Genomic DNA, 18,184 nt, shown 5'->3' with positions numbered 1-18,184 from the left:
ATGGATTTTTATGAAGTTGTTAAGAAATGAACGCGGTGGTGCTGCTCTAGCATTTATAATTTTTGCTTCGGTGGCCGCAGCGTATCTCACAATGAACCTAAATCAGGTTCTCGACGTTGTCTCAAAAAAGAAAAAAGATGGCCGCATTAATGCTGAAATGGATACCTTTACTCGCGGTATTATTTCATACACGACTCATGCTTTAAAAAATCGTTGGTGTATGGACGATAAGTGGGCCAGAAGCGAAAGCTGTTCTGGAGATATGCATGAAGTAATTAGTAATAAATTAAATCTTGAAAGGCTCCTATGGTCTAGCGCTTCTCTAACTGCGATTAAGCAAGCCTATAAAAATGAATATAATAAAGAAATTGGCTTTGAACCTGCTCTTGATGAGGTCTCGACAACAATAAGTATAAAGTCTCTAGGGGAGTTAAGTCAGTCCCATCCAATTAACCTTTCTCTAACTAATACGCTTAGAAATTGTATGGATGAAGTTTCAATTTCTTTAAAGAAAGCTGAAAATAGTGCTCTTTATAAATCAGGGGATGATCGCTATATCGAAATCTTTGTTGAAGCAAAAATGAAGGATATCGATAGATGCTCCGATTATAATAGTAGACCCTACGGGAGAAGTTTAGTTGGTCTATTTCCAAGAACCCTAAATCAATTTGCAATCATTAAAGGTGGGGATCTAGACTTATCTAAATATACTGGATCGGAGAGCTCAAAGGGCTTAAATATTCACGCACCAATTTATGTTGATAATGACCTTATTCTACCGTCGAGCTCTTATGCACCAGTTGGGATTTATTCCAATATTCATTTAGGAAGAGGTGCTGTCAAAAGTGGTTCTGGTAATTTTGTGCCAAAGAGTTTTGGTGGACAGGATGATCAACTTTATTCGACTTATGCTAATGTAAAAACGATAAAACGAGGCGTTGTCTTTGAAGACGAAGTCGATGAGGGGATTGCCGCCTTATTTGGGAATGAATATTATGTTGATACAAGTCTGGCAAAGAAGTGTGATATTTGGCGCGAGCTAGAAGAGAACTTATCTGAAACTAGAGATTCTAGACTATTTGGTAAATTAAGTGGTAGTGGCTTTAGTGTCGGACTTTCAAAAACAAATCTTCCGATATCAAATGAATTTAAAGAATATGCCTTCCCAAGTGAATTAGTTAGCTCAACGAAGGGCTATACTGTTATTTTAAAAAATGACAAAAATACAGTCTCTTATATAGATGTAGGTAAATCTGAAAAGCCAATCATGAAAATGGACGTTTCTGTTCCTGCTAATGGTGAAACTGCAGAGTTGTTACTAGCACGTGATACAGAGTTCAAAATTAACTTAAACTCTAGCATTAACTTTATTAAATCTAAGGAAGTTCTTACTAAAGAAACAGTAACAGATGAAGAATTTGATGACACTTATAAGGAAAATGACTTTCAAAGAGTTGTTAGAAATATTTCAAGTAAATGTAGTGACCTCAACTCTAAAGATCCTAAGGTAAGATCAGATAAATGTAGCCTTGTTGATTCTAATTTTAATGAATCAAAGAGTAGTAGTTGTGCAAGTGTATACAACGATAATCCTGGTGCTAAGGCCAGCTGCGAGTCTCGTGTTAACGCAATCGAGACTGCTTCTAATGAATATGCTGAAATGAAGGATGAATCACTTGAAGAAATTGAAGAGTATTTAAAAAAGCAGCCTAGTATTGATTTTAGTCTTTCGGCCTCAACAACAAATATCACAAACTTTAAAGTTGATATAAGTAATAAGGATCAACTCAATAGTGATGCGTATAAGAATATATCTGATATTACATTGTCGTTAACAGCTTTTGATTTTGCCATTGAGAATAGTTCTAATTACACAACAGGCCGACGTAATAATGAGGCCCATAAACCAGGGCCTAATGAATTAGGTAATCCAAACCTCATTAATATAAAACTCATTCGAAATAAAGAAGGAGTGGTTGAATCTATTAAGTATACAAATGCCGAAGATGAAGAGCTTAAGGGCTGGACAATGTTAAAGCGCGATAATGGATTTAATGAACCTCCTCGCAAGCCGATGCCGGGACTATTTGAAAAACTTAGTAAGGAATTATTTATGCCTGAAGGTGGCTTAAGTATTTCTGAAAGTAAAGAGTTAAAAGAAAAGTGCTCTGGCATACCTGTTAATGACAATTATTCTTGGGATATCTCTTTTACAAAGAATACGCTGCATTCTTGGATGTATGATGTTGGTGGAAATGGAATTACATTGACTGAGACGATGGAAATGCAAGATCGTTACTTATTTAATCAAAGTAATATGTATCCAGGAGATGCTGGTGGGATACCTAATCAATCGGTCACTAAGAAATGCATTATTCCAAGTGATGTGAGTTTTATCTTTGGTTTCTACGCTTGTCTTGAGCTAGAGATTGAACCTCGTTCAACGCCTTTAACTTTTGTGGGAACACTACTAGTAAATGAGTTAGAAATATCAAGTGGTGCTCTTACCAGTGGTGTGAATTTCTATAGTATTTGGCATCCGGCCGCTATCGAAAAACTAAGAGAGTATAAATGGCTTGCTCGTCGAAATGAAAATGGAGAGTTATTAGAATGTGATTCTAATATTACTGTTTGGAATAAAAATATTTCAAGACAGGAGCAATATGATTTAAGAACTTGCTCCCCAATTCATTTTGTCTTAGAGGGGCCAAATAATTATAACTGGACGACTGTTGATCCAGAAATAGGGCTTCCTGAAAGTGGGGGACTTGTCACAAAATCAAAAATACCAAATCGTTACCGCCGATTTAATATCCAAACATATTGGGTTGAAACTGGGAGTTTATAGTTGAAGTTGGATAATAAAGGTTTATCTTTAGCAGAGATTGTTGTCACAGCTGGCCTATTAGGTGTTCTAATATATGCCTTTGTCGGTGGACAAAATATTTTTAGAAGTGCAAATAAGAAATCGAGAAGTCAGGTCGTTCAACATAATCTTGTTAATTCTTTGTATCGTAAAATATCATCAAATAGTGCTGTTTTTCAGGTTAATATGAATAGTGATGAATTCTTATCAATGACAAGTGTACAAGATCTCAATGAAAAGCTTCCTCTTGCTTGGAATGATAAGTTGGTAACATCTGTTGAAGAGTGTCCTAGTTGCCCAGGCCGTATGGGCTATATTCTAACACCACACCCGACATATCGTGGGCTTTTAAAGCTTGTTATTCGCGTAACACATAAGTCTTATATTGAAGGCTTTAAGGATTATGAATTTGTTATTTCAGGGGAATAGAATGTTTAAATTTATAAAAAAGAGTAATGGTTTCTCCCTTGTCGAATTATTGGTTGCTTCAGGACTTGCAGGAGTAGTCTTATTGTCAGCAACGTCATTCTTTAGTCGTTATAAAAGAGATAATAAAAAAGTAACAGAAGAGATTTTGGAAACAATTAATTTAACGCAATTTGAACAGGTCTTAAGTAAGGACCTATCTCTTGCAAAGTTCTCTCTTGGCTCACTTGAGTTAATGGATGATAACGATAGGAACTTCTTCGATTTTTATTTTGATGTTACTTGTGAAGAAAATTGTCAAAGAGAGTTCGTTCTTAAAACTCCATCAGGAGTAGGCTCATTCTCTCGCCCCATTTATTTTCTTATTCAAGACCCGTTCTTTTCTAAAGAAGTTATTTTAAATCCAAGTGAAGCTTATAACTCAAGTACAGAGTTTCAAAGTTTAAACTTTAATAATAATTTGAATAATAAATTATATCAGCCTTCTTTACCTGATGAGCAACAAGATATTATATGGAGAAAGGGGGCGCTGATTTATGCCTATGCAAACCTTCCTGTTCGTAAAGATAGTAGTGAGCCAGGAAAGAATGCACCTACTAAATATAATTATCTTGGTTGGGTGAAGTCAAAAGGTGCATCTAAATTAGAAAAAGAAGATATTGAGCCTGATTTATTTATAAATTGGGATGTGAGATCGATGAATTATTATAATAGTGAAGATGACTTTTTAAGAAATATTCCCTTTGTATATGGGCTTGCAAACTCTGTGTATGTAGCAAGAGCTCGAATCATTCGTTACCGTTTAAAAGCCTATAAAGATAATGACCAAGTACTTGGCCGTTTATATCGCGGTGTAAAGCGCTCAGATGGAACTTATAGAGAGTTTGTTATTGGAGACGGTTTTAAAGAATTAAGCTTCTCTCGTAAAGATGTCTCGTTACCATTTATTAATGTTCGATTTGATGTTGTTGAAAACTAAATCAAACCTTGGTTTTGGGCCTGCTCAACAGTTAGTGTTTTAAGCTGTACTGCGTGAAGGTCCTCACTTAGTTTTTGCTTTAGAATATCCATAACCATACGGTGTTGTGCTAGAAGCATCTTTCCTTTGAATTCATCACTAATAATTGTGATTCCAAGATGATCACCACCACCAGTTAAGTCATAAACTTGAACTTGTGAGTCTTTGATATTTTCTTCGATTATTGTTTTTACTTGTTCAAATAACATTTAGTGAATCCTCTTAATTTATAATTGGTTTTGCAGCAGCATAGAAGCTCGTTATAAAAGTTAGGATACGAAATGCTAATGTCGTAATTCCTAGGTAACGATGCTTTGGAATGAATGAGCGATCTCCTGCAAGAACCTTTCTACCTGAGATGATCATTGCGAAATAGAGTACAACACTCGATACTGCAAAGAATAAGTGTATTTTTAAAGCAGTTTGTGATTGAAAGACTTCCAGGGCCTTATCTATCGCACTGCGATTTAATTCAATTTGTAAAATTAGTAGGATATCCCAGATAATTGCGCTCGACATAATTTTAATATGCTTTTTGCGTTTCTTACTCTGCGTCACCCCGTAAACCATAAGAGCTAGGATGATAAATGACTGAATTTGAAAAAAAGTCGCTGAAGACATGTAATGGCCTTATAAAAATACCCAATTAATAATATATACCTAGAATATGACATAAAAAGTTGATTATCAATATGATTCAACAGTGCTAACTTATCTTTAGAGGAAGATGATATGAGCGAAGACAATAACACACTGGGTAAATGGGCATTATTAGATATTGAGACATCGGGCGCTGATGCAAGCGTTGATGAGATCATTGATGTTGGATTTCTTCAATTTGAAGGAACAAAACTTATTCATAAGTATGAATCACTATGCCGTCCAGAATTTGAAATTTCTAAATTTATTCAAAAGCTAACGGGAATCGATAATAAGATGCTTAAGAAGGCACCAATGCTTGATGATGTAATTGGTGAGGTTCTTGAATTAGATGGCCATGATATTTTGGCCCACAATGCTGACTTTGAAGCGGGTTTTCTTGATCATCATTTTGAAACTTTGGACTTCAGAGAAGGACATCGCTGGCAAGACTCCCTTTATTTCTTATCATTACTATTTCCACATATGTCTTCTCTTAAACTTGAAAACTTTATTGTGGGAATGGGACTTGCAGATAAAGAGCTACATCGTGGTTTACAAGACTCTATTGATCTATTGAAAGTTGTTATTGTGGCAACACTTATGACGAAAAAAAATGCTGGAAAGTATAATTTCATGATGTCTTTAATGCATAAGTATTCATTAGATAAATATTGGTTCTTTAAATTCCTAAGTCTCTATGAAGAAGACGTTTTAGAGATTGCAAATCAAATTGATTTTGATCCTATCCCACATATTGAAACAGCTCTTGAATGGGCATATCCAAAGACTTTAGAGGATAAGCAAGAATATCATCAAAACTTTGATATGACCTTTAATGGTGCCAATGTAAAAGAAATATTTAGTAATGAAGAAAAAGTCTCAAAATTATTTAATGGTTATCGTTATCGAAAGTCACAAGAAGACTTGGCCTTAAAAGTTGGGCAGTCTTTTAAAAATCATATTCATTCAATGGTTCAAGCTCCTACTGGAACAGGTAAGACTTTGGGCTACTTAGTACCATCTGCATTATTTGCTTTAAGTGAACAAAAACAGGTCCTCGTTGCAACAGGAACAAAGACACTTCAGGCCCAGGCCATGAATAAAGACGTTCCAGCACTTCATAAGCTTTTAGGTGTCTCACCAAAGGACTTAAAGATTCGCCAACTTGTTGGCTCTAGTAACCACTTTTGCGAGTTACTTTTTACACAAAGACAAAATGAAACAGATTTATTCACTGACACAAAAGACTTCAAAGAAAAATTTAGTGATATTTATTTTGAATCACTTTTCTTTCATAATTCAAATAGTGCACTTGAACATATGATCTCTCGAAATGATCTTCCTTTCGTTTTGAAAATGAAATTAGAAGACTTTTCACAAGCAGAAAAAGACTTGGCCGTAGATTATAGGGCCTGCTCAAATAAGCAATGTCCATACTATGCAAATTGTACATATATTCGTGGACTTCGAGATGCAAAAGAAGCTGATATCATTGTTGGAAATCACGCCTTGATGTTTTCTTGGACAAAGTCATTTCCACGTCCTCCATACGTCGTTGTAGATGAGGCACATAAGATTGAAGGTGAGGCAACAAAGGCATTTTCTGCTGAAGTAGGGCAGTCTGATCTTGAAAGTCTACAAAAACAATTACAAAACCTACAAGGTCTTGGCTCTCTTTTTTATTTAATTGGAAACCTTATTGAAGGTAATCAGGAAGAAGAGATCTCGGCACTTCGTATGCTTTCAATTGATAGTGCAACAATGTTACGTGATCATTTATTTGAATTACCTGATAAGTTTGAAATGATCTTTAAAAAGATGCCTCGCTATACAGATAAATTCTGGAATGAGCTTCCAATGATTATGCCAACTGAAAAAGAAGGCCTAAGGCTGAGTGTTTTCCATCATCTTGAAAGTATTTACCATCTTCTTAAATCAATTTATGAGAAGGTCTATCCTTATACTGTTCGTTGGCAAGCAAGTGATATGCAAGGGCCGCCTGAGATTACAGCGTGGACTCGCTTTGAATCTTTTGTCGGAACACTTGAAGATATTATGAATGCCTTAGCGCTTCTTTTAAAAATTGAAACGTCAACGCAGCCGTATTCTCTTTCAATGAAGTATCATGAGCAGCAGGGATTTCTTTTAACGGCCGGCCCAATTAATACGGGGAAAATACTTCACGATCAACTTCTTCAGACATCTTCTTCAGTTGTCTATACTTCCGCAACATTAGGCAATGAACATGGAGATCAAGGAAGTCGTGGTATGGAGTGGTCAACAGGTTATCTCTATAGTGAGCCAGAAAGACGCTTCCGCTCAGGACTATTTCTTCCTTCTGTATACGATTATAAGAATAAGACTCGTGTCTTCTTATGCGATGATACACCATCTTTATATGATAAGGATTTTGTAAAAACAGTTTGTGATCGTCTGGTTCCATTTATTGAAGATATTGGTGGAAGAACGCTTCTACTTTTCTCTGCTCGTGCCAGGTTTGAAAAAGCTGTCGAGTATATGTTGGATAAATTTGAAGGTAAACTTCCTGTCTTTGTTCAAGGTATGGGCGCCAATGTCGTTGAAGAGTTTAAGGATTCTGGAAATGGAATTCTAATTGGAATGGAGTCTTTTGGTGAGGGGATTGATGTACCTGGTGACGCTTTAAGATTTGTCTTTATTGATAAAATTCCAGATCTTTCAATGGATCAGGTTATTCGATTAAGACGTGATTATTACGATACAAATATTGGTAATGAATTTGAAGATTATTATCTAGCACACCGTACGCGTAATCTTCATCAAAAGCTTGGCCGACTCCTGAGAACTGAGAATGATGCAGGAGCAGTTGTTGTTATTGATTCACGAATTAAAAAGTGGAAGAATTCAACGATGGCAAAGCTTACAAAGCAAATGGAGCCTTATCAAATTAATCGTACGAACTTTAAGCAAGCGCTAGAAGCTTCTAAAGAATTCGTCCAAACATTAGAATAGGCTATCTTAAATCGTATCCAGATTATTGAGATACTTAATTGTGATATTTGTGCCTTTATTATCCTTAATAATGTAGGGAATTGTTTGGTGTTGAGATAGCCAGATATTTAACATTTCTGGAGTCTCTTTCAATTCTTTTGGATCATTAGATTCAATTTTCTCAAATAGCTTATACTGAACGGCCGTAACGGTACTGCCGTCAATTTTGATATTTTCTGAAGTCTGGGCAACTCTTTCTACAACAATATTATTATTGATAATCGGTCCAGAATACGTCCATTGATTATTTGTCGAAAAGAAAGAGTAAAAATTCTTTCCTACGGAATCAAACTTCTTTGACCATAAGAAAAGCATTGAGCAACAACTTAGGGGAGTTGTGACAAAGAACTTAGGCGAGGTTGCAATTGATTCAGTCTTAACGATATCACCACATTCAAATTGATACTTAAGTTCACTATTGGAGTGATCAAAGAGAAAGATTTCTTTTGAAACTTGTTCACCAAGTGACTTCACAATATTAACTTTTATTGGAGTGTATTCCTTATCAACTGTATAGGCGACGTGGACCTTTAAAAGTTCTCCAGTCATCACACGCGCTAGCATTTCACCTTCAAAATAGATCTGATGGAATTTTGGCCTGCGATAGACTTCAAATGTTTCTTCAGCATAAAGGTTATCTTTACGGTAGTAGTTGTATGCACCGCGATATATCTTTTCACCCTTATTACTATTCCCAAAGTAGCTCATATTCAATATTATATGTTAAATCCTAAATTTATAATAGAGGTCAATTTGCGCTCAAGCATCAACATATTCTTTGAACGATTTATCTACTTGTTCAAGACTGTTCCTTTCTGGGTTATTACTTTCCTAGGTAATAGTGGTGTTTTAATTTTTGCCTATACTTTCTTTCATTTCGAAAAGGGTCATAATCCTAACGTGACAACTATTAGTGACTCAATTTGGTGGGCATTTACTACTATCACAACCGTTGGATATGGAGATGTTACACCTGTGACATTTTCGGGAAGGGTGGTTGCAGTTTTTCTAATGATTCTTGGTACAGGATTATTTGCTACATATACTGCCATCTTTGCCAATGTTATGCTTGGAAGAGAATTTCTAACTATAGGCCACCGCGTAAAGGTGTTAAAGAAAAATGTTGAGGGAATGCAAACAAGCTTACACCGTGAAGATTTAATGATAGAAAGAGAATTAGCTAGAATCAATAAGACTTTAAACTGTATTAACGACAGACTGACAAGTTTAGAAGAAGAGAATAATGGAGAAGAAGAATGAGTTATGAATTTTACAAAGTACTTCACGTTTTTATGTTAGTACTAATGGTTGCAGCTTTTGCACCGCAATTTGTTGGCCCTCAAGGTAATAACTCGAAGTTGCTAAAAATAACTTCAGGTATTGCAAGTTTCCTACTATTTGTAGGTGGTATGGGGCTTTTAGCTCGTATTGGTGTAAGCCACGGTGAAGGTTGGCCAATGTGGGTAAAAGTAAAAGTTGGTTTATGGGTAGCTGTTTCAGCACTTGGACCAATTTTAGCTAAGAGAATGAAGAATAATAGACTTGCTGGTCTAGGTCTTATCTTAGCGCTTATCTTTGTTGCAATTTTTTCTGCTGTAACAAAGTACTAATCAAGTAATTCAATCTATGAATCGAGATTGGTTATCTTATAAGGGCCTATGGGCCCTTTCTTTGCCTTCTATTCTAGCATCAATGCTAGAGCCCTTAAGTTCAATTGTTGATACGGCCTTAGTTGGAAATTATGATACACAGATGCTTGCGGCAATGGCCGTAGGAGTATCAATCATTTCATCATTAACTTGGATGTTTAACTTCTTAGTTCATGCACCAATTCAAGCAATTTCACAAAAGCTTGGCCAAAAAGACTTTCCTCGAGTGGTCTCTCTTATTAAAGTTACTTTCTTAATTGCTCTGGCCCTAGGACTTATTTTAAGTATTTTTCTTGCACCATTTAGAGATTATATTTACCAATTTCTTTCAGTTGACCCTAAACTTTATAAACAATGTGATGAGTACTTCTTAACTCGAATATATGGCCATACATTTATCCTACTTTTTATGTCGGCACTATCCATATTAAGAGGCATGGCCGAGGTCAGAACAGTTCTCTATATTATTGGCTTCACAACACTTACTAATATTATTCTATCCTACTTAGGTCTTTATATCTTTGATGGTGGACTGGCATCAGTTGCAGCAGCTACTATTATTGCAAATGCACTTGGTCTTCTTATTGCCCTTTTCCTCGTTCTTAATCAGAAGTCTTTAAAAGGCCTTTTTATTAAAAGCAAGATTGCTCTAGAAGACGCATTTCATATGGGCAAGAATTCATTGAATGTATTTATGCGCTCAGCTTTTTTAACCACAAGTTTCTTTCTTGCTACAAAAGTTGCAAGTTCAATCTCAATTAAGGCGCTTGCTGCCCATCAAGTGATATTGAATTTATGGCTTTTTGCATCTTTTTTTACCGATGGAATTGCTACATCGGGAAATATTATTGGTGGTAGTTTGTATGGAAATAAGGGACATGAGAATCTTAAAGAAATCTTTAGAAAACTCTTAGTAATGGGTGCTGTTGTTGGAGTTATTTTTTGCATCCTTTTCTTAACAGCTAACCGCTTTCTCATCGGACTATTTACTTATGATCAGTCAATTTATGAGATGATTAAAGGGGTCATTGTTTTCTTGGCCATCGTCCAAATCCCTGCTTCCATTGCGTATGTCTATGACGGACTGGTGTTTGGAATTAATCGCTTTGATTTCTTAGGCAAGCATATGGTCATTGCTTTCTTTACTTGTTTTCTGCCTCTTATTTATTTAAGTTTTACTTATCAGTCGTTTCTATTGCTATGGTCAGCTATTTTTTCTGTAGGAATTTATCGATTGATATCAAATGCCTATTTAATTAATAAAACACTAAAGGTGAGTGAGTTGTGAAAGAGTTGGGAGCTAAAGGCTTTTCCAAAGATTATTGGGACGTAAATTACGAAGATGCCGATGATATGGATGGTATTGGAAATGCCAAAGAGCACGTTGGTTATATTAAGTATCTATTTGGTATGGAGTATATTGATATCAGTTCAATAGTTGATCTCGGCTTTGGCCTGGGACACTTATTTGAGGCACTTCTCGATGAGTTTAAACCATATAAGGCCCATGGAATTGAACCCAGCGAACATGCTTACAATATTGTTAAGAAGCGTGACATCAATAAAATTCCATCAACAAAGTTTAAACTAGAAAAAACAGATTTAGTTTCATGGTGTGAACGCAATAAAGACAAAAAGAAGTCCTTTGATTTGGCCGTTTGTACTTCTGTTTTTCAATACCTCACAGATGAAGAGTTAGAGTATTGTTTGCCAATTTTAGCAAATCGAGCAAAGTATCTTTATTTGACTGTACCTACCGATAAAGAACTTGATCGCCAAATAGAAGATCTTGAGTTCAAAGATGAATATGCCATAAGACGAAGTCGTACAAAGTATCAAAAGATGCTCAAGCCGCACTTCACATTTATTTCTAGTCGACTACTAGAAAGCAAGGTATATTTTGATGAAACAAACACTAATTTTACCGACTTATTATATCGATTTTAAATGGAGTTTATTATGAGTTGTCCATGTGGACTTGGAGAGAGTTTAGAAAAATGTTGTTTACCAATTATTAAAGGTGAAACAAAAGCAAAGACGGCCGCACTTCTAATGCGCGCACGTTATTCTTCTTACACAACTGGGGATATCGACTTTATTGTTGATTCAACGCACCCAGATCATCGTGAAGATATGGATGTAAACGAAATTAAGGCTTGGTCATCACAATCTGAGTGGAAAGGACTTGAAATAGTCGACACTGCAGAAGGAACAGAAAGAGATGACTGGGGAATGGTTGAGTTTAAAGCAACTTTTGGCCTAGGTGGACAAGACCATGTGCATTATGAGCGTTCTGAGTTCGTAAAAATTGACGGAGATTGGTTCTTCGTAGACGGAGAGCCCATTGTAGCGCAGGTTAAAAGAGATGGAGCTAAAGTTGGACGAAATGATCCATGTCCATGTGGCTCAGGAAAGAAATACAAGAAGTGTTGCGGTAAATAAATCGTAACTAAATAGCCTTCGTTTTGACGCATGATGGTCTCGTATTAAAGGCCAATCTTAATGGTTAAACTAGTTAAAATTAGGGTTACAACTTTATGTATTTCTGTTAAAAAATTAATAATTTCAAATTTTATTTTATTGTTAACAAACCAAAATAACGGGATTTGTCGCTATGATTCACATTAAGAGAGGATTGGATCTTCCTATCAGTGGGAAGCCATCACAAAAGATTGAGGCAGGACCTCAAGTGACTAAAGTTGCCCTTACTGGACCAGATTATGTTGGAATGAAACCAACAATGATTGTTCAAGTTGGCGACGAAGTAAAGAAAGGACAAGCGTTATTTTCTTGTAAGAAAGTTGAAGGTGTACTTTACACAGCACCAATCAGCGGTAAGGTTATTGAAATTAACCGTGGGGCAAGAAGAGCGTTTGAAACTTTAGTAATTGAAGTTTCAGGTAATGAGCAAGTTACTTTTGAAAACTACAAAGGAACAGGAGTTAAGGATTTAACTAGAGAAGACGTTCAGTCTCTTTTAGTTGAGTCGGGACTGTGGCCAACATTTAAAACAAGGCCATTTTCAAAAGCTCCAGATCTTGGATCAGAGCCAAGTTCTATTTTCATTACAGCTATGGATACAAATCCACTTGCTGCTGATCCTGCAGTTGTTATCGCACAAGCAGGTGAAGACTTCACAAACGGTATTGAAATTATCTCAAAACTTACTGATGGAAAGACTTATGTTTGTAAGGCAGCTGGAAGTAATATTCCAAAACCTTCTACGACAAAAGTTGAAACAAAGGAATTTGCTGGTGTTCACCCTGCAGGTAATGCTGGTACTCACATTCACTTTGTAGATCCTGTAAGTAATAAAAAGACGGTATGGTCAATTAATTATCAAGATGTAATTGCTATCGGTAAGCTTTTTACAACAGGTGAGCTTTCAACAGAGAGAATTATCTCTATTGCAGGGCCAGCTTCTGTAAACCCAACTCTTGTAAAGACAATCCCAGGAGCTCACTTAGGTGAAGTAACTTCAGGTAAAGTTGGACAAGGTGAGGTAAGAGTTGTTTCAGGTTCAGTTTTCAGTGGACGTGCAATGGCCGGTTCATTTGCTTATCTTGGTCGTTTTCATAACCAAATTACTCTTCTAGCTGAAGGGCGTGAAAGAGAGTTCTTAGGATGGCACAAGCCAGGTCTTAATAAATTCTCTGTTAAGCGTACATTCCTTCACTGGTTAAAGCCGGGGCAAGTTTTCAATTTCACAACTGCAACTCATGGTTCTGATAGAGCGATGGTTCCGGTTGGATCATTTGAAAAAGTAATGCCTCTAGATATGCTTCCAACTCAACTTCTAAGAGCACTTGTAACGAAAGATAATGACTACGCTATCGAGCTTGGTTGTCTTGAACTAGACGAAGAAGATCTAGCTCTTTGTACTTTCGTAAGCCCTGGTAAAGTTGATTTCGGACCAGCTCTAAGAGAAAGTTTAACTATTATTGAGAAAGAAGGATAATTACAATGTTGCGCAAACTTCTAGATTCTCAACATGATAACTTCGCTAAAGGCGGGAAGTTCGAAAAATTTTATGCTGTATATGAAATGATCGATACATTCCTTTATACTCCAGGTGGAGTCGCTAAAGGTTCAGTTCATGTTAGAGATGCACTTGATTTAAAAAGATTAATGATCACAGTTGCTATCGCTCTTATGCCTGCGGTATTTATGGCAATGTACAACACAGGTCTTCAAGCAAACTCTGCTCTTGCAGCTGCTGGAATGACTCCTGAAGGTTGGCGTGCTGATATCATCATGGCACTTGGTGCAGGTTTCTCACCAGAGAGCTTACTAGCTAACTTCTTACACGGATTCTTATACTTCTTCCCAATCTTTCTAGTAACTCAAATTGCTGGTGGTTTCTGGGAAGCATTATTTGCAATCGTTAGAGGACATGAAATTAATGAAGGTTTCCTTGTTACAGGTCTTCTTTTCCCTCTAACTCTTCCTCCAACAATTCCATTATGGCAGGTTGCTGTAGGTATCTCTTTCGGTGTTCTAATCGGTAAAGAGGTATTTGGTGGTACAGGGAAAAACTTCCTAAACCCAGCTCTTACTGCTCGTGCATTCCTTTTCTTTGCTTACCCTGCACAAATTTCAGGGGATGCGGTTTGGACTGCAGTTGACGGATTTACTGGAGCAACAGCGCTTTCACAAGCTGCTCTTGGTGGAGTTGAAGCAATCACTGTTTCAATGAAAGATGCTTTCTTAGGATTCATTCCAGGTTCAATGGGTGAGACATCAGCTCTTGCTTGTTTAATCGGTGCTGCAATTCTAATCATTGCAGGAATTGGTTCTTGGAGAATCATGCTTTCAATGACACTTGCTGCTGTTGCAACATCAGGTCTTTTAAATATTATCGGATCTGATACAAATATGATGTTCTCTGTAACTCCACTTTGGCACTTAGTGATTGGTGGTTTTGCATTTGGTACAGTATTTATGGCAACAGATCCAGTATCAGCTTCTATGACGACAAAAGGACATTGGTTCTATGGTGCTTTAATCGGTTTCATGGTTATCCTTGTTCGTGTTATTAACCCAGCTTTCCCAGAAGGTACTATGCTTGCAATCCTTTTCGGAAACTGTTTTGCACCATTAATTGATTACTTTATTATTCAAGGTAATATCAAGAAACGTGCAAATGGATACAAGACGGTATAAGGGGGCAGTGATGAGTAATGATAGTACTGCAAAAACTCTGATCGTAGCAACAATCCTATGTGTTGTATGTTCAGTTGTCGTATCTTGGTCAGCGGTTTCATTAAGACCACTTCAAGAAGAAAACAAAGCTTTAGATATTAAGAAGAACCTTCTTATGACTGCTGGGATTGTTGAATCAACAGCTCAGAAGAAAGAGATTGAGGAAGCTTATAAGCAAATCGAAGCTAAACTTGTTGATCTTAAAACTGGTGAGTACGTAACAGATATTAAGCCATCTGAATACGATGCAAACAAAGCGGCTAAAGATCCAAAAAGAAATTACAAAATTCCTTCAGACGAAGATCTAGGAAATATTAAGGTTCGTGCAAAATACGGAAAAGTATACTTTGTAAAAGACGGTGAAGAAACGAAATCAGTAGTTTTCCCAATTCACGGTAAAGGTCTTTGGTCAACAATGTACGGTTTCCTAGTTCTTGAAACAGACCTAAATACTGTAAAAGGTATTGGATTCTACGCTCACGGTGAAACTCCAGGTCTTGGTGGTGAAATTGATAATCCTCAGTGGAGAGCAGTTTGGCCAGGTAAGAAGATCTTTGGTGAAAATGGAAATCCTCAAATTCAAGTTATCAAAGGTGAAGCACGTGATGCTAGCAAATTTGATATCGACGGTCTTTCAGGTGCAACTCTTACAGCTAATGGTGTAACAGGAACTGTTCGCTACTGGATGGGGGACGACGCATACGGACCATTTATTGATAAATATACTCAAGGTGGGGGTGAATAATGAAATTAAAAGAAACAGTTCTTAACCCATTATTTGAAAATAACCCAATTGCTCTTCAGATTCTTGGTATTTGTTCGGCCCTTGCCGTAACAACAAAAATGGAATCAGTTGCAGTTATGTGTTTGGCCGTTACATTAGTTTGTGCATTTGCAAACTTATTTGTATCGCTAATTAGAAATCACGTTCCAAGTGCAATTCGTATCATCGTTATGATGACGATCATTGCTTCACTTGTAATTGTTACTGACCAGCTTTTAAAAGCTTATGTTTATGATGTTGCAAAGTCGATGTCAGTTTACATTGGTCTAATTATTACTAACTGTATCGTTATGGGACGTGCAGAAGCATATGCAATGAAGAACCCACCAATCATGTCATTCTTTGATGGTATTGGTAACGGTATTGGTTATTCAATTGTATTAGTATTTGTTGGATTCTTTAGAGAGCTTCTTGGTTCAGGAAAGCTATTTGGAGTTTCTATTTTAGCAACAACTGGAGAAGGTGGTTGGTACCAAACTAATGGTATGGCACTTCTTGCACCATCTGCGTTCTTCTTAATTGGTTTTTTCATCTGGGGTCTACGTACTTGGAAGAAAGATCAAATAGAAGAAATGTAAGGGTAGGTGAAATATGTTAGAACATTATCTTAGTCTATTTATAAAAGCAGTATTTATTGAAAACTTAGCTCTAGCTTTCTTCCTAGGTATGTGTACATTCCTAGCGGTATCAAAGAAAGTTAAGACTTCACTAGGTCTTGGTGTTGCGGTTGTTGTTGTTCAAACAATTACAATTCCAGTCAATAACTTACTTTATAATTACTTATTAAAAGACAATGCACTTGCTTGGGCAGGTATGCCAGGAACTGATTTATCATTCCTAGGACTTATCTGTTACATCGGTGTTATTGCGGCAATGGTACAAATCCTGGAAATGTTCCTTGATAAGTACATGCCTGCTCTTTATAACGCTCTTGGGATCTTCCTTCCACTTATTACTGTAAACTGTGCCATCCTTGGTGGTTCATTATTTATGGTGGAAAGAGATTACACATTTGGAGAGTCTGTTGTTTTCGGTCTAGGTTCAGGATTTGGTTGGGCCTTAGCGATTGCAGCTCTTGCAGGTATTAGAGAGAAAATGAAGTACAGTGATGTTCCAGACGGACTTAAAGGTCTAGGGATTACTTTTATCACTGTAGGTCTTATGGCCCTTGGTTTCTTAAGTTTCTCTGGGATCCAACTTTAACGGTAAGTAATAAAAAGGAAATATTATGAATGCAATTATTCTTGGTGTTTTAATGTTTACCGTTGTGGTTCTGGCCCTTGTCTTAGTTATTCTTTTTGCTAAGTCAAAGCTAGTATCAAGCGGAGATGTTAAACTAACGATCAACGGTGAGAAAGTTGTTCAAATCCCTGCTGGAGGGAAGCTACTTAATGCTCTTGCTGATCAAAAATTATTTGTTTCTTCTGCCTGTGGTGGTGGGGGAACTTGTGGCCAGTGTACAGTTCACGTTCACTCAGGTGGCGGTGAAATCCTAGAAACTGAAATGTCACATATCTCAAAGAAAGAAGCTCGTGAAGGTCTAAGACTTGCATGTCAGGTTAGTATTAAAACTGATATGGAAGTTGAAGTTGAAGAGTCTGTCTTTGGTGTTAAGAAGTGGGAATGTACGGTTAGATCAAACCACAACGTTGCTACTTTCATTAAAGAATTCGTTCTTGAACTACCTGAAGGTGAATCAGTTCCATTTAGAGCTGGTGGTTATATTCAAATTGAAAGACCTCCGGGACTTTCTATTGATTATAAAGACTTCGATATTGAAGAAGAGTACCGTGGGGATTGGGATCAATTCAACCTATGGCAATACAACTCAACAGTAAACGAAGAGACAATTAGAGCCTACTCGATGGCAAATTACCCTGAAGAGAAGGGAATCATTATGCTTAACGTGCGTATTGCTTCTCCTCCTCCAAGAGCTCCTAAGGGAACTCCTCCAGGGAAGATGTCTTCATATATCTTTAGCTGTAAGCCAGGTGATAAAGTTACTATCTCTGGTCCATTTGGTGAGTTCTTTGCTCGTGATACAGATAAAGAAATGGTTTTCGTTGGTGGTGGAGCTGGTATGGCGCCAATGCGTTCACATATCTTTGACCAACTTAAGAGAATCAAAACTGATCGTAAGATGACTTTCTGGTACGGTGCACGTTCTAAGAGAGAAATGTTCTATGTTGAAGACTTTGACGGCCTACAAGCTGAAAATGATAACTTCAAGTGGCACGTTGCTCTATCAGATGCTCTACCAGAAGATAATTGGGATGGTTACACTGGCTTTATTCACCAAGTATTACATGATGAATACCTGAGCAAGCATCCAGCTCCTGAAGATTGTGAGTACTACTTATGTGGTCCTCCAATTATGAACAAGTGTGTTATCGATATGCTTCTTGACCTTGGTGTTGAGCGCGACGACATCATGCTTGATGATTTCGGGGGATAAACCTCATAAATTCGTTTTAAATGCGTCAGGCCCCCGGTGGAATTGGTCGTGTACATGAGTACACTCCCGGCTTCCCCCGGGGGCCTTCCTTTTTAAAAGCAAATTTCTGAGG

General features: G+C 37.0%; 18 protein-coding genes. 15 read left to right on the top strand and 3 right to left on the bottom strand.

Annotated elements, in window-relative coordinates:
* The first annotated feature begins 10 nt into the window (after positions 1-10).
* The 3 genes from BALOs_RS10225 to BALOs_RS10215 are packed head-to-tail and all read left to right on the top strand — an operon-like array spanning position 11 to position 4,271.
* Positions 11-2,848, top strand: a complete 2,838-nt coding sequence (locus BALOs_RS10225) for a hypothetical protein (RefSeq protein WP_120405109.1) — start codon at positions 11-13, stop codon at positions 2,846-2,848.
* The gene (locus BALOs_RS10220) at positions 2,849-3,295 is read left to right on the top strand and encodes a hypothetical protein (RefSeq protein ID WP_115363646.1); all 447 of its coding nucleotides are present in this window, start codon (positions 2,849-2,851) and stop codon (positions 3,293-3,295) included. It begins immediately after the preceding gene.
* Between the two features lies 1 nt (position 3,296).
* On the top strand, positions 3,297-4,271 hold the full coding sequence (locus BALOs_RS10215; protein ID WP_158536924.1) for a PilW family protein: 975 nt from the start codon (positions 3,297-3,299) through the stop codon (positions 4,269-4,271).
* On the opposite strand, the gene BALOs_RS10210 is transcribed toward BALOs_RS10215, so the two are convergent.
* Positions 4,268-4,519: a BolA/IbaG family iron-sulfur metabolism protein gene (locus BALOs_RS10210; RefSeq protein WP_115363642.1), complete on the bottom strand. Its 252-nt coding sequence runs from the start codon at positions 4,517-4,519 to the stop codon at positions 4,268-4,270. The genes BALOs_RS10215 and BALOs_RS10210 overlap by 4 nt on opposite strands.
* A gap of 13 nt (positions 4,520-4,532) precedes the next feature.
* A complete protein-coding gene (locus BALOs_RS10205) occupies positions 4,533-4,931 on the bottom strand; it encodes a hypothetical protein (protein WP_115363640.1) in 399 nt (132 codons plus the stop codon).
* Positions 4,932-5,042: 111 nt separating this feature from the next.
* Between BALOs_RS10205 and BALOs_RS10200 the strand changes: the two genes are divergently transcribed.
* A complete protein-coding gene (locus BALOs_RS10200; protein WP_115363638.1) occupies positions 5,043-7,943 on the top strand; it encodes a helicase C-terminal domain-containing protein in 2,901 nt (966 codons plus the stop codon).
* A 6-nt stretch (positions 7,944-7,949) separates the two neighbouring features.
* Here the strand turns inward: BALOs_RS10200 and BALOs_RS10195 are convergent, their stop codons facing one another.
* Positions 7,950-8,690 (bottom strand): hypothetical protein, encoded by a 741-nt coding sequence (locus BALOs_RS10195; RefSeq protein WP_115363636.1) that lies wholly within the window; start codon positions 8,688-8,690, stop codon positions 7,950-7,952.
* On the opposite strand from BALOs_RS10195, the gene BALOs_RS15435 reads away from it, so the two are divergent.
* From BALOs_RS15435 to nqrF, 11 genes are all read left to right on the top strand, one after another.
* Positions 8,586-9,242: a potassium channel family protein gene (locus tag BALOs_RS15435; RefSeq protein WP_371287244.1), complete on the top strand. Its 657-nt coding sequence runs from the start codon at positions 8,586-8,588 to the stop codon at positions 9,240-9,242. The two genes, BALOs_RS10195 and BALOs_RS15435, sit on opposite strands and share 105 nt — an antisense overlap.
* Entirely contained in the window at positions 9,239-9,592 is a 354-nt protein-coding gene (locus BALOs_RS10185; protein ID WP_115363632.1) for a SirB2 family protein, read from the top strand. Before BALOs_RS15435 ends, BALOs_RS10185 begins: the two co-directional genes overlap by 4 nt.
* 16 nt (positions 9,593-9,608) lie before the next feature.
* Complete coding sequence (locus BALOs_RS10180) at positions 9,609-10,919, top strand: MATE family efflux transporter (RefSeq protein ID WP_120405108.1); 1,311 nt, start codon at positions 9,609-9,611, stop codon at positions 10,917-10,919.
* Positions 10,916-11,578 carry a class I SAM-dependent methyltransferase gene (locus BALOs_RS10175; RefSeq protein ID WP_120405107.1) on the top strand — a complete coding sequence of 221 codons (663 nt, stop codon included), beginning with the start codon at positions 10,916-10,918 and terminating at the stop codon, positions 11,576-11,578. The genes BALOs_RS10180 and BALOs_RS10175 overlap by 4 nt, the downstream gene beginning before the upstream one ends.
* 12 nt (positions 11,579-11,590) lie before the next feature.
* A complete protein-coding gene (locus BALOs_RS10170; protein ID WP_115363626.1) occupies positions 11,591-12,073 on the top strand; it encodes a YchJ family protein in 483 nt (160 codons plus the stop codon).
* 172 nt (positions 12,074-12,245) lie between these two features.
* Positions 12,246-13,589 (top strand): Na(+)-translocating NADH-quinone reductase subunit A, encoded by a 1,344-nt coding sequence (locus tag BALOs_RS10165; RefSeq protein ID WP_120405106.1) that lies wholly within the window; start codon positions 12,246-12,248, stop codon positions 13,587-13,589.
* On the top strand, positions 13,589-14,794 hold the full coding sequence (locus BALOs_RS10160) for an NADH:ubiquinone reductase (Na(+)-transporting) subunit B (protein ID WP_120405105.1): 1,206 nt from the start codon (positions 13,589-13,591) through the stop codon (positions 14,792-14,794). The genes BALOs_RS10165 and BALOs_RS10160 overlap by 1 nt, the downstream gene beginning before the upstream one ends.
* A gap of 10 nt (positions 14,795-14,804) precedes the next feature.
* Positions 14,805-15,578, top strand: coding sequence for a Na(+)-translocating NADH-quinone reductase subunit C (locus BALOs_RS10155; protein WP_199506665.1), 774 nt, complete (start codon positions 14,805-14,807; stop codon positions 15,576-15,578).
* Entirely contained in the window at positions 15,578-16,195 is a 618-nt protein-coding gene (locus tag BALOs_RS10150; protein ID WP_115363618.1) for an NADH:ubiquinone reductase (Na(+)-transporting) subunit D, read from the top strand. The genes BALOs_RS10155 and BALOs_RS10150 overlap by 1 nt, the downstream gene beginning before the upstream one ends.
* Before the next feature lie 13 nt (positions 16,196-16,208).
* On the top strand, positions 16,209-16,820 hold the full coding sequence (nqrE, locus tag BALOs_RS10145) for an NADH:ubiquinone reductase (Na(+)-transporting) subunit E (protein WP_115363617.1): 612 nt from the start codon (positions 16,209-16,211) through the stop codon (positions 16,818-16,820).
* 25 nt (positions 16,821-16,845) lie between these two features.
* Positions 16,846-18,072 (top strand): NADH:ubiquinone reductase (Na(+)-transporting) subunit F, encoded by a 1,227-nt coding sequence (gene nqrF, locus BALOs_RS10140; protein WP_115363615.1) that lies wholly within the window; start codon positions 16,846-16,848, stop codon positions 18,070-18,072.
* The last annotated feature ends 112 nt before the right edge of the window (positions 18,073-18,184 follow it).

The organism is Halobacteriovorax sp. BALOs_7 (assembly GCF_003612895.1).
GTDB lineage: Bacteria > Bdellovibrionota > Bacteriovoracia > Bacteriovoracales > Bacteriovoracaceae > Halobacteriovorax_A > Halobacteriovorax_A vibrionivorans.
Note: the sequence above shows the minus strand (reverse complement) of the source record. Positions and strands in the feature narration are given on the sequence as shown.